Origin of the sequence: Peribacillus sp. NPDC096379 (genome assembly GCF_044762875.1) — a bacterium.
GTDB lineage: Bacteria > Bacillota > Bacilli > Bacillales > DSM-1321 > Peribacillus.
In genome coordinates this window covers 42,467-53,790 of record NZ_JBIWFD010000011.1, presented here as the reverse complement: position 1 = coordinate 53,790, position 11,324 = coordinate 42,467, and the positions used below count along the sequence as shown (strand labels likewise).

Sequence of the window (11,324 nt, the reverse complement as noted above, 5' to 3'; positions counted from 1 at the left end):
TTCCCATTCCGAACACGGAAGTTAAGCTCTTTAGCGCCGATGGTAGTTGGGGGTCTCCCCCTGTGAGAGTAGGACGTTGCCAAGCAAATTGAGAGTCCAGCTATTTATAGCTGGTCTTTTTTTGCATTAAAAATGAAATAAAAAAGGTAGACATACACACATTGAAAAACTCTTTCATACATTATTATAGGCAAACGAATCAATATCTCTCGCACTGTTTTGAAAAGTGTATACAATTGTGCTTTTCGGGGGAGAATGCAAACAGGGAGGTGGAGAGTTTGGAAATAAGCACATTAAAGAAGAATACAGAGGAAACCTGTATTGTGTGTGATCAGGTCAAAGATGATGGAATACACTTATATACTTCTTTCATTTGTAAACAATGTGAGTTAGCTATGGTTGAGACGGAGACAGATGATCCAAGGTATAAATATTACTTAAAACGATTAAAAAAAGTGAATACACCAGAAATTTATTCGTAATGACTTGATTGTTTATTTAAGTAGAGTAGGTATTGAGGCAAATTAAGTGGCCTCCATACCTGCTTGGAATAGAATAAATAGCTTACATGTATATATGAAAATACAAATAATGAATCATTATGTTGTAATAATGAACTTTGATAAAATAAGAGGATAAGATAATAGTAGAGAGGTAATAATATGAATCAAGAAAATACACCATTGTTTGATGCGCTTATCCGCCATAAAGAAAAACAGACAAGGTCATTTCACGTACCAGGGCATAAAAACGGACTGTTTTTTTCAGAGAGGGCTCGATCATTATTCAATCCATTGCTTTCTATTGATGCTACAGAGATTAGTGGCTTAGATGATCTTCATGCACCTGAAGGACCAATATTAGAGGCACAGAATCTGTTAGCCTGTCTTTACGGTGTTAGGTATAGTTATTTCCTTGTAAATGGGTCAAGCGTGGGGAATATGGCTATGATTCTTGGGAGCCTTCAAGAAGGCGATACGGTGCTTGTTCAGAGGAACTGTCATAAATCTATATTGAATGGATTAATGCTGGCTTGTGTAAGCCCAATTTTTATAGAACCAAAGGTAGATGAGGATTGGGGTATCTCTGAGGGATTGCGGCTTGAGTCAGTTAAGGAGGCTTTTTTGTTATATCCGCAGGCAAAGGCAATCATTGTAACGCATCCTACCTATTATGGACATTGCGGTGGCTTGAGTGAGATTGTAAGATTTGCACATTCAAAGCGGATCCCTGTATTGGTAGATGAAGCACATGGTGCCCATCTTTGTCTTGGAGATCCCTTTCCCGAAAGTGCAATTGAGGCTGGAGCTGATATCGTTGTCCATTCGGCCCATAAAACGTTACCTGCGATGACAATGGGTTCATATTTACATATAAACAGTTCATTCGTAGATCGAGAGAAAGTGGAATTTTACTTACAAATGCTTCAGTCCAGTAGCCCTTCTTATCCAATTATGGCATCGTTGGATTTAGCACGGTCCTATTTGGCTTCCTTCGGTGAATATGATAAGACTATATTGATGAAAACTATTCTTGGATTTCGAAAAGAACTGGACGAGATTGCCCATATTGAAATCTTAGAAAAGGATATGCTTGATCCTTTAAAAATAACGATACGATCTCATGAGGAAATAACGGGATTCGAATTTCAACGTCAATTAGAAAAAAAAGGCGTGTTTACAGAACTTGCAGATCACAGGAATGTTTTGTTTGTCCTACCGTTAATGAAAGAGAACAGCCGTGAATATTTTCAAAACATTGCATCCGTGATTGAAGATGTTGTTTGTGAAGGAAGTGGGGAAGCAAAGAATCACTTGATTTATAAACAGTCAGACTCGATTACAACCCTCGCCTTAACTTATCCGGAAATGAAAAAAAGAAGAAGGCGGTCTGTTTCCATTTCCAAGAGTATTGGAATGGTTGCGGCTGAAATGGTCATACCCTATCCCCCAGGAATTCCAATTATTATGATGGGTGAACGTATTACCGAAGAGCAAATACTGTACCTAGAGCAGATAATCATAGCTGGATCAAGGTTTCATGGAGGAAAAGAATTAAGAATAGGAAAGCTTATGGTTTTCGAATGACCTTTGTAGTTTGAAAATGGTATACTTAGATGGGAAACAAGTTTGGCTGGAGGTAAAATAATTATGAGTCGCGGAATATTTATTACATTTGAAGGTCCTGAAGGGGCAGGTAAAACAACAGTTCTTCATAAACTGGGAGAAGTATTGGCTGATGTTGGATATCAGATGGTCATTACGAGAGAGCCAGGTGGTATTCCTATATCTGAACAAATTAGGGAAGTCATCTTGAATAAAGATAATACAGTAATGGATGGAAGAACTGAGGCTTTACTATATGCGGCTGCAAGAAGGCAGCATTTAGTTGAAAAGGTTATGCCTGCTTTGGATCGTGGCGTGATCGTTCTTTGTGATCGTTTTATTGATAGCTCTCTTGCTTATCAAGGTTATGCAAGAGGATTGAGTATTGATGAAGTGTATAAAATGAACCAATTTGCGATAGCAGGGGTTATGCCCGACTTAACAATATATTTTGATATTGACCCGGATTTGGGACTCCAACGTGTCCATAGTAATCAGGAACGGGAAGTTAATCGTCTTGATATGGAAGAGTTACAATTTCACGAAAAAGTGAGAGAAGGCTACCAAATCATAATGGAACGCTTTAGAGAAAGGTTTTATGTTGTCGATGCAGCGCAACCTTTAGATATTGTCGTCGACAAGACTATGAGGAAAGTGATTGAATTCATCAAGGAACGTATCCAATAATTATATTTATGAAAGCGTCTGTTTAATCAATTGAACTGGTCGCTTCTTTTTTTTATAAATTTTGGTGTCTAGTGTAAGTAGCTAAAAAAAATGCCTATCGATCACTGTGAAGGATATAAATAATTGTTATAATTAAAGAAAATGGTCTGCTCCTCGACCAATCAACTGCAATGGAGGATGATAGGGATGAAAATGATTATTGCAATTGTACAGGATAAAGATAGCCAAAGGCTACTTACAGAGCTCGTTGATTATAATTTCAGGGCAACGAAGCTTGCGAGTACTGGCGGATTTTTAAAATCAGGGAATACGACGTTTATGATTGGTACAGATGACTATCGTGTAGATAAAGCATTGGAACTCATTAAGGAAAATTGTCAGTCCCGCGAACAGCTGGTCGCACCTGTATCTCCAATGGGAGGGAATGCAGATTCATATGTACCCTACCCAGTTGAAATTCAAGTAGGAGGAGCAACGGTATTTGTATTGCCAATTGAACAGTTTTTACAATTCTAGTACATGAAAGCATATAGTTTCTTTATTTTATAGATATAAGAGAGCTGATTTATTGTGACACAAACTTGGCAAGATTTATATGAGTTGCAGCCGCAAATTTCTGGGATGCTGAAGAATAGCATTCTCCGGGAAAGGGTTGCTCATGCGTATCTCTTTGATGGTGAGAAGGGTACGGGTAAGAAAGAAATGGGGCTGCTTTTTGCGAAAAGCCTGCTTTGTGAAGATTTGACAAATGAATATGAGCCATGTAACCGATGCAGTCATTGTAAGCGGATTATGAGTGGAAATCACCCGGATGTCCATCTTATTGAACCGGATGGGCTTTCCATAAAAAAGGATCAAATTAAAAGTCTTCAAGAAGAGTTTTCAAAAAAGGGTGTAGAGTCGAAACGAAAAATCTATTTAGTGATAAGTGCAGATAAAATGTCTGTACAGGCTGCAAATAGTTTGTTGAAGTTTTTAGAGGAACCTGCTACAGGCACGGTTGCTATACTGATGACTGAACAAATACAACGTATCTTACCTACCATTTTATCAAGATGCCAAACCTTATCCTTCAAGCCGTTATCACCAGAAATGGTGAAGAAAAGGTTGCTGAATCATGGATTGGACATGCAAAGTTCCTCTATTATTTCCCACGTGACGCAAAATTTTGAAGAGGGGATCCTATTAGGTTCAGAGGAATGGTTTGCACAATCCCAAAAAAAAGTGGTAAAATTATATGAAGTGTTAAATACAAATTCACTGAAGGCATTGCTATATCTTCAGCAGGAGTGGTTTACACACTTTAAAGAACGAGATCAACTGAACCGTGGTTTAGATCTTTTATATCTTATTTATAAAGATTTATTATATATTCAGTTGGATAGACGTGACCAAATTGTCTTTCAAAATTTACAGGAGGAGCTGGAGTTACGTGCTCTTCATCTTACTCAAAGACGTTTGGCTGAGCAGATGAGTTCTATTTTGGAAGCAAAACGGAAGCTAATGTCCAATACAAATCCACAGCTGTTGATGGAACAGCTTGTGTTGAATTTGCAGGAGGGGTCATCATTTGTATAATGTTGTAGGGGTCCGTTTTAAAAAGGCGGGCAAAATATACTACTTTGATCCGGGCGAGCTTATCATTTCAAAGGATGATTTCGTTATCGTAGAGACTGTGCGTGGAGTAGAATTCGGCAAAGTTGTTACGGAAAGGAAACAAGTAGATGAGAACGACGTTGTACTGCCATTGAAGAAAGTGCTTCGAGTTGCTGATGCAAAGGACAAGCTAATTGTTGAGGAAAATAAATCTGCTGCTATTGAAGCTTATAATACATGTGGTAAAAAGGTTGAGGAACATCAACTTGATATGAAACTGGTTGATGTGGAATATACATTTGATCGCAATAAGGTTGTCTTTTATTTTACTGCGGATGGACGCGTAGATTTTCGCGACTTAGTAAAAGATCTTGCAGCCATATTTAGAACACGAATTGAATTGCGCCAAATAGGTGTCAGAGATGAAGCAAAGATGCTCGGTGGAATAGGGCCATGTGGCAGAATGCTCTGTTGTTCAACATTTCTTGGCGATTTTGAACCAGTTTCCATTAAGATGGCCAAAGATCAAAATCTATCGCTTAATCCAACAAAAATCTCAGGATTATGTGGACGTTTGATGTGTTGTCTTAAATACGAAAATGATGAGTACGAAAATGCGAAAGAATTGCTTCCTGACTTAGGTGAAATGATTCGGACACCTAATGGAAAAGGCAAGGTAGTGGGGCTTAATATTCTAGAACGAGTTCTTCAAGTTGAATTAGTCGAACAGAATAGAGTATTAGAGTATACGTTAGATGAGATTCTAAACGAGGGAGCCGTTTCTATTCAAGCCACAGATTAACAAGGTGGTGGGAAAGCATGGATAAGAAAGATATATTTGAATCAGTAACGAGCATGGAAGCCCAAATTGGTCATTTATATACACAGCTTGGGGAATTAAAGCAACATCTTGCTGAGATTCTTGAGGATAACCAATCTATTAAGCTTGAGAATGAACATTTGCGCAGGCGTCTAAACCTTGGAGAGAATCCTAGCCCTTCTACAAAAAATAAAACCAAAGCAAAGGCACTGAAAGAAAATCTTGATGATAAGACAATGGATATCGGCGAAGGCTATGATAATCTAGCTCGATTATATCAAGAAGGTTTCCATATTTGTAATTTGCATTTTGGTAGCCTTAGAAAAGAAGGCGATTGTTTGTTTTGCCTGTCCTTTTTGAATAAAAAGTAAGCTTGGCCTTTCCTGTCTAGGGAAGGCTTTTTCGTTGAAGTAAACAATGTTTCTATAAATAGTAATTAGATAATGGAGTGAAGAAGATGGCAGAATTAATTGGTGATGAGCGCCTCGATCATTTATTAGCAGAAAAGTTAAGAATTATTCAGAGTCCAAGTGTGTTTTCATTTTCTCTTGATGCAGTTCTTTTATCAAAATTCGTAAATATCCCGATTCAAAAAGGAAGAATCGCTGATCTTTGTTCAGGTAATGGTGTGATTCCCCTGTTACTAAGTACAAGAACAAAGGGGAAGATCATCGGGGTAGAAATACAGGAACGATTATTTAACATGGCAGAGCGCAGTATTAAATATAACGGTCTTTCCGAACAGATTCAGATGGTACATGGTGATATAAAAACATTCCCAAGGGAGATTGGGAATGATAAATTTGACGTTGTGACATGTAATCCTCCTTATTTTCCAACACCATCGCAAGAAGAAATCAATCGGAATGAACACTTTGCAATAGCAAGACATGAAATTATGTGTACGCTTGAAGATGTTGTTCAGAATACAAGCCAATTGTTGCGACAGGGTGGGAAGGCGGCTTTTGTTCACCGCCCAGGAAGGCTAATGGATATTCTTAGTTTAATGAGGAAGCATCGGTTGGAACCAAAACGTTTGCAATTTGTTTATCCGAAAGCAAGTAAAGAAGCCAACACTATTCTAATAGAGGGAATTAAGGATGGAAGTCCTGATTTAAAGGTTTTACCACCGCTTGTCGTGTACAATGAGGATAATGTGTATACTCCTGAGGTTAGAAGGGTTTTATATGGAGAAGAATAAGCATATCTTCTATGTTCTTGAATGTCGGGACCATAGTTATTATGCGGGATATACAAACGATTTAGAAAAAAGGATAAAGCTTCATAATGAAGGAAAGGGTGCTAAATACACACGAGGACGCGGACCGGTAAAGCTTGTCCATTTTGAAACGTTTCTAAGAAAAACAGAAGCAATGCGAGCTGAGTATCGCTTTAAGCAGTTATCTAGAAAACAAAAAGAAAAAATTGTTGGTAAGGAGAATGTAGATGTGGCAACAGAAAAGCTTTGAAAAGGAAGGACAGCAATCCGTTTTATATTTAGTGCCAACTCCAATTGGGAATCTGGAGGATATAAGCTACCGAGCTTTAAGGATTCTTAAGGAAGCAGACATTATTGCTGCAGAAGATACACGGAATACAAGAAAGCTTTGTAATTACTTTGAAATTGAAACACAAGTCATTAGTTACCATGAACATAACAAACAAGCGAGTGGGAAGCAGATGATTGAGCGGCTTCTTTCAGGCCAAACGATTGCATTAGTGAGTGATGCCGGAATGCCGACTATATCAGACCCTGGGTTCGAACTCGTTCAAGAAGCACTAGAACAGCGTATACCGGTTATTCCATTACCAGGTGCAAATGCTGCACTTACGGCACTAATTGCTTCAGGATTAGTGCCACAGCCTTTTTACTTTTATGGCTTTTTGCAAAGAAATGCCAAAGAAAAGAAAAAAGAGCTGGAGAAGTTAAAGAAGATGGAGGCAACTTGGATAGTCTATGAATCACCGCACCGATTAAAAGATACATTAAAACACATGCGTGAAGTGCTCGGAAATAGAAATATTGTTCTATGCCGAGAGCTGACCAAGAAATTTGAGGAATTTATTAGAGGTACGATAGATGAAGCACAAATATGGGCTATTGAAAATGAAATCAGAGGCGAATTCTGCTTGATTATTGAAGGTGCAGAATTCGTGGAAGAACAAACAGAAGAAGTATGGTGGCAAAGTATTGAGCTTGCTGAGCATGTTCAATATTATATCGATGAAAAACAACTTAACTCAAAAGATGCTATCAAACAGACAGCGATGGATCGTGGCTTGCAGAAAAGAGATGTATATCACGCTTATCATGTAATAGAAAGTTAACCAAACGGGTAAGAATAACTGCCACAAAGATACTTGTAAATTAGTGTACAAAAAAAGAAGGCTTCCTTGGAAGCCTTCTTAAAAATAGAAAAAGTAATTAAACAGTTTCTAATTCCATGTTTTGTTGAATTTCTTTGATAAGCAGTTCTGCACCTTCACGGCTAAGGATTAACTTTCCGTTAGCAAGTGTTAAATTATTATCAGATACTTCACCAGTAACCTGGCAAGTCATATTAGGTTTATATTTTTTCAAAATGATGCGCTCATCATCAACGTAAATTTCCAAAGCGTCTTTTTCTGCAATTCCTAGTGTACGGCGTAATTCAATTGGAATTACCACCCGTCCTAATTCGTCAACTTTACGTACAATTCCTGTAGATTTCATATATGAAAATCTCCTCTCAATTTAAAATAGTATTCTAGTACCTTTTATCTCTATTTCGTCAATTTTCGACATTTTTTATAAATATTATAATACCAGCCATTCCCAAATACGTCAATCCTTTTATTCAAGTTTATACATTTTTTTGAAAAAAAAAATTAAAAAGCAGGTTAAACTTAAAGATTTACCCCAATATTAACGGGCAGTAAGACTCCCACCTCAAGCTTATGTGGAACAAAGAAGGTAGGTTTTAGGGGACAAACTGCCCGTAAAAGCCCGATTGGTTCAACTAATCATCAGTGGGGGATGAAGAAAACTCTCACTGATGGAAGTTTCACTTTATTGAAAAAAATTTTATGAATGAATGGCGAGAAAGAGAAATATGACTGCATAATCCAATATAACCCTGTCACTTTTTTTATTAAATTCGACAAAGTTCGACAAATATCTCGAAAGTCCCATATATCAAAATTTTTTCAATAAGATTATTTTCCCTTTTTTCTATTATACTTCTTCGCAAATTTAAAAAACAATAGAAAATAACAATAAAAGGAAGTTTGTGTTGGGGATTTTACAACTTTTCAAATCAGTATAGTTTATTGATCAAGGAAGATAGTAAATGGGGAACCTTTAGGTTAGTAGGATTTTGATCGGAAACAAGTTGCGATTGTTGGGGGATTTTAGGTATATTTTGGGGGTATAAGAGGTTATGCTGACAATAAGAAAAATCTGCATTTAAAGCGCTGCTATCCAGTGTGGAGGAGAATCTATTTAATATTAGAAAACCAACTCTAATCAAGCGTTGTACGTTATGATCAAAGATATAGACTTTTACTTTTGCATAAGTTATCGAAGCCATATTGACTTGCTTTCATAAAATGGCTTTGATCGCTTAAATTTTGTAGCTTTGTCTCTATTAAAAATTAATCTCAATAGATTTTCTTTATCGCTCTTATGGTGAGATAAGGTAATATAGAGGTATAGGGTTAAAAGTAAGTTAGTGAACATCATTTCTGGATCTACATATGATAGGAGGAAAAAACAATGGAAGATAAACTGAAGACATTTTATATTACAACCCCGATCTATTATCCGAGTGGGAATTTACATATTGGGCATGCCTATACAACGGTAGCTGGTGATGCGATGGCTCGTTACAAGCGTATGCGCGGATTCGATGTCATGTATTTAACAGGTACAGATGAGCATGGACAAAAAATTCAAAGAAAAGCTGAGGAACAAGGAGTTAGCCCACAGGAATACGTGGATACTATTGTTTCCGGAATTAAAGATTTATGGAAGAAGCTTGATATATCCTATGATGACTTTATTCGGACTACGGAAACTCGCCATAAGGATGTCGTAGAGAAGATCTTTAAACGATTGCTTGATCAAGGAGATATTTACTTAGACCAGTACGAGGGTTGGTATTCTGTACCAGATGAGACATTCTATACTGAGCTTCAATTAGTCGACCCGATTAAAGAAAATGGAAAAGTTGTCGGAGGGAAAAGTCCAGATAGCGGCCATCCAGTAGAATTAGTGAAGGAAGAATCTTATTTCTTCAAGATGGGAAAATATGCAGATCGACTTTTGAAATATTACGAAGAAAACCCTGAATTCATTCAACCTGAATCTCGTAAGAATGAAATGATTAATAACTTTATTAAACCAGGTCTAGAAGATTTAGCTGTTTCTCGTACAACCTTTGATTGGGGGGTTAAGGTACCAGGAGACCCTAAACATGTCATTTATGTCTGGATTGATGCGCTTTCAAATTATATTACGGCATTAGGATATGGAACAGAGGATGATTCGAAATATCTAAACTACTGGCCTGCAGATGTACATTTGGTTGGGAAGGAAATTGTTCGCTTCCATACGATCTATTGGCCTATCATGCTGATGGCACTTGATATTCCACTACCTAAAAAGGTATTTGCTCATGGGTGGTTGTTAATGAAGGATGGCAAAATGTCAAAATCCAAAGGGAATGTAGTGGATCCGGTAACATTAATTGACCGCTATGGATTAGATGCGCTTCGTTACTATCTACTTCGTGAAGTTCCTTTCGGTTCTGACGGTGTTTTCACCCCTGAAGGTTTTGTGGAAAGAATAAATTTTGACTTAGCGAATGATTTAGGAAATTTACTAAATCGTACCGTTGCGATGATCGAAAAATACTTTGGTGGGATTATCCCAGAGTATAAAGGTTCTATTGGGGAGTTTGATGAATCTCTTCTTGAAGTCAACAAAAACGTAGTAACGAACTACGAAGAAGCCATGGATAAAATGGAGTTTTCGGTGGCACTCTCCGTAATTTGGCAACTAGTAAGCAGAACAAATAAATACATTGATGAAACACAGCCATGGGTATTAGCGAAAGATCAGGCCAAACTTGAAGAGTTGGAAAGTGTAATGGTACATTTAGCTGAGACGCTAAGAAGAACAGCTATTTTATTAAAGCCATTTTTAACACAAACACCTGAGAAGATTTTTAATCAATTAACGATTACAGATGAAATATTAAAGTCCTGGGATAGCCTAGAGAAATTTGGTCTAATTCCAGCGCAAACAAAGGTTGAAAAAGGAGATCCTATTTTCCCGCGTCTTGAGATGCAAGAAGAGATAGAATTTATCAAAGAGCAAATGCAAGGAAGTGCTCCACAACCAGAAGACAAGAAAGAGGAACCAAAAGTAGAGGAAATTCCAGAAGTAGATGAAATAACGATTGATGATTTCATGAAGGTGGAATTACGTGTCGCACAAGTGCTGGAAGTAGAGCCTGTCAAGAAGGCGGATAAGTTGTTGAAATTACAACTTGATCTGGGATATGAAAAACGACAAGTTGTCTCTGGTATTGCTCAATATTATACGCCAGAACAATTAGTAGGAAAAAAGGTGATTTGTGTAACAAATCTTAAACCTGTGAAACTGCGTGGTGAATTATCTCAAGGGATGATTCTAGCTGGAAGCGGTGAAGGAAAGCTTTCAGTGGCAACAGTTCCTGATACATTGCCAAATGGGTCGAAAGTAAAATAACTCTATTCCTAAATAGCATAGAAATGTTCCATGTGAAACATTTCTGTGCTATTTTTTTCCATTATAATATAGCATATCATGCTAAAAATTTGGGTTTATTTTCAATATGGCTTCATGAAAAAGTTGTGGTTCAGCAAACTTATCAATAGTTATTTTACCTAAAGGCTAACATTAAAAAAGAATGTGACTCGCTTAGTATAATAAAAAAGGTATTTGATAAACTACAGATGAAAAATAAGTCTGTTTGCAAAGATGGAAAAATTGTAAAATGCAAGGAATTTTTCTTGTGTTTTGGTATGAAGGACATGAGGACGGGTCTACGCGATTTACTATGATAACGAATTTGCTTAACAAGAATACTTAT

General features: G+C 37.2%; 12 protein-coding genes and 1 rRNA gene. 12 read left to right on the top strand and 1 reads right to left on the bottom strand.

The window, feature by feature from the left end:
* The 11 genes from rrf to rsmI all read left to right on the top strand — a co-directional run.
* A 5S ribosomal RNA gene (rrf, locus tag ACIQZI_RS23650) occupies positions 1-85 on the top strand; the annotation flags it as partial.
* Positions 86-284: 199 nt separating this feature from the next.
* Positions 285-482 (top strand): sigma factor G inhibitor Gin, encoded by a 198-nt coding sequence (locus ACIQZI_RS23645; protein WP_082675283.1) that lies wholly within the window; start codon positions 285-287, stop codon positions 480-482.
* 180 nt (positions 483-662) lie between these two features.
* Positions 663-2,087: an aminotransferase class I/II-fold pyridoxal phosphate-dependent enzyme gene (locus ACIQZI_RS23640; protein WP_403078143.1), complete on the top strand. Its 1,425-nt coding sequence runs from the start codon at positions 663-665 to the stop codon at positions 2,085-2,087.
* A 63-nt stretch (positions 2,088-2,150) separates the two neighbouring features.
* Positions 2,151-2,792: a dTMP kinase gene (gene tmk / locus ACIQZI_RS23635; protein WP_403078140.1), complete on the top strand. Its 642-nt coding sequence runs from the start codon at positions 2,151-2,153 to the stop codon at positions 2,790-2,792.
* Positions 2,793-2,978: 186 nt separating this feature from the next.
* Positions 2,979-3,308, top strand: coding sequence for a cyclic-di-AMP receptor (locus ACIQZI_RS23630; protein WP_403078137.1), 330 nt, complete (start codon positions 2,979-2,981; stop codon positions 3,306-3,308).
* Between the two features lie 54 nt (positions 3,309-3,362).
* Entirely contained in the window at positions 3,363-4,370 is a 1,008-nt protein-coding gene (gene holB / locus ACIQZI_RS23625) for a DNA polymerase III subunit delta' (protein WP_403078134.1), read from the top strand.
* Positions 4,363-5,190: a competence/sporulation regulator complex protein RicT gene (gene ricT, locus ACIQZI_RS23620; RefSeq protein WP_403078131.1), complete on the top strand. Its 828-nt coding sequence runs from the start codon at positions 4,363-4,365 to the stop codon at positions 5,188-5,190. Before holB ends, ricT begins: the two co-directional genes overlap by 8 nt.
* Before the next feature lie 17 nt (positions 5,191-5,207).
* A complete protein-coding gene (gene yabA, locus ACIQZI_RS23615) occupies positions 5,208-5,579 on the top strand; it encodes a DNA replication initiation control protein YabA (RefSeq protein WP_062187771.1) in 372 nt (123 codons plus the stop codon).
* An 86-nt stretch (positions 5,580-5,665) separates the two neighbouring features.
* Complete coding sequence (locus ACIQZI_RS23610) at positions 5,666-6,409, top strand: tRNA1(Val) (adenine(37)-N6)-methyltransferase (RefSeq protein ID WP_062187769.1); 744 nt, start codon at positions 5,666-5,668, stop codon at positions 6,407-6,409.
* The gene (locus ACIQZI_RS23605; protein ID WP_062187768.1) at positions 6,396-6,677 is read left to right on the top strand and encodes a GIY-YIG nuclease family protein; all 282 of its coding nucleotides are present in this window, start codon (positions 6,396-6,398) and stop codon (positions 6,675-6,677) included. The genes ACIQZI_RS23610 and ACIQZI_RS23605 overlap by 14 nt, the downstream gene beginning before the upstream one ends.
* Positions 6,655-7,536 carry a 16S rRNA (cytidine(1402)-2'-O)-methyltransferase gene (gene rsmI, locus ACIQZI_RS23600; protein ID WP_062187766.1) on the top strand — a complete coding sequence of 294 codons (882 nt, stop codon included), beginning with the start codon at positions 6,655-6,657 and terminating at the stop codon, positions 7,534-7,536. Before ACIQZI_RS23605 ends, rsmI begins: the two co-directional genes overlap by 23 nt.
* 97 nt (positions 7,537-7,633) lie before the next feature.
* On the opposite strand, the gene ACIQZI_RS23595 is transcribed toward rsmI, so the two are convergent.
* Positions 7,634-7,921 carry a transition state genes transcriptional regulator AbrB gene (locus ACIQZI_RS23595; RefSeq protein WP_062187764.1) on the bottom strand — a complete coding sequence of 96 codons (288 nt, stop codon included), beginning with the start codon at positions 7,919-7,921 and terminating at the stop codon, positions 7,634-7,636.
* A 1,041-nt stretch (positions 7,922-8,962) separates the two neighbouring features.
* Here ACIQZI_RS23595 and metG point away from each other — a divergent pair.
* Complete coding sequence (gene metG, locus ACIQZI_RS23590) at positions 8,963-10,960, top strand: methionine--tRNA ligase (protein WP_403078124.1); 1,998 nt, start codon at positions 8,963-8,965, stop codon at positions 10,958-10,960.
* Positions 10,961-11,324 lie beyond the last annotated feature (364 nt).

Excerpts from the sequence above, each read along its gene's own strand:
- ACIQZI_RS23640 (WP_403078143.1), top strand. The coding sequence starts at position 663 with ATGAATCAAGAAAATACACCATTGTTTGATGCGCTTATCCGCCATAAA.
- tmk (WP_403078140.1), top strand. The coding sequence starts at position 2,151 with ATGAGTCGCGGAATATTTATTACATTTGAAGGTCCTGAAGGGGCAGGT.
- ACIQZI_RS23630 (WP_403078137.1), top strand. The coding sequence starts at position 2,979 with ATGAAAATGATTATTGCAATTGTACAGGATAAAGATAGCCAAAGGCTA.
- yabA (WP_062187771.1), top strand. The coding sequence starts at position 5,208 with ATGGATAAGAAAGATATATTTGAATCAGTAACGAGCATGGAAGCCCAA.
- ACIQZI_RS23610 (WP_062187769.1), top strand. The coding sequence starts at position 5,666 with ATGGCAGAATTAATTGGTGATGAGCGCCTCGATCATTTATTAGCAGAA.
- ACIQZI_RS23605 (WP_062187768.1), top strand. The coding sequence starts at position 6,396 with ATGGAGAAGAATAAGCATATCTTCTATGTTCTTGAATGTCGGGACCAT.
- rsmI (WP_062187766.1), top strand. The coding sequence starts at position 6,655 with ATGTGGCAACAGAAAAGCTTTGAAAAGGAAGGACAGCAATCCGTTTTA.
- ACIQZI_RS23595 (WP_062187764.1), bottom strand. The coding sequence starts at position 7,921 with ATGAAATCTACAGGAATTGTACGTAAAGTTGACGAATTAGGACGGGTG.
- metG (WP_403078124.1), top strand. The coding sequence starts at position 8,963 with ATGGAAGATAAACTGAAGACATTTTATATTACAACCCCGATCTATTAT.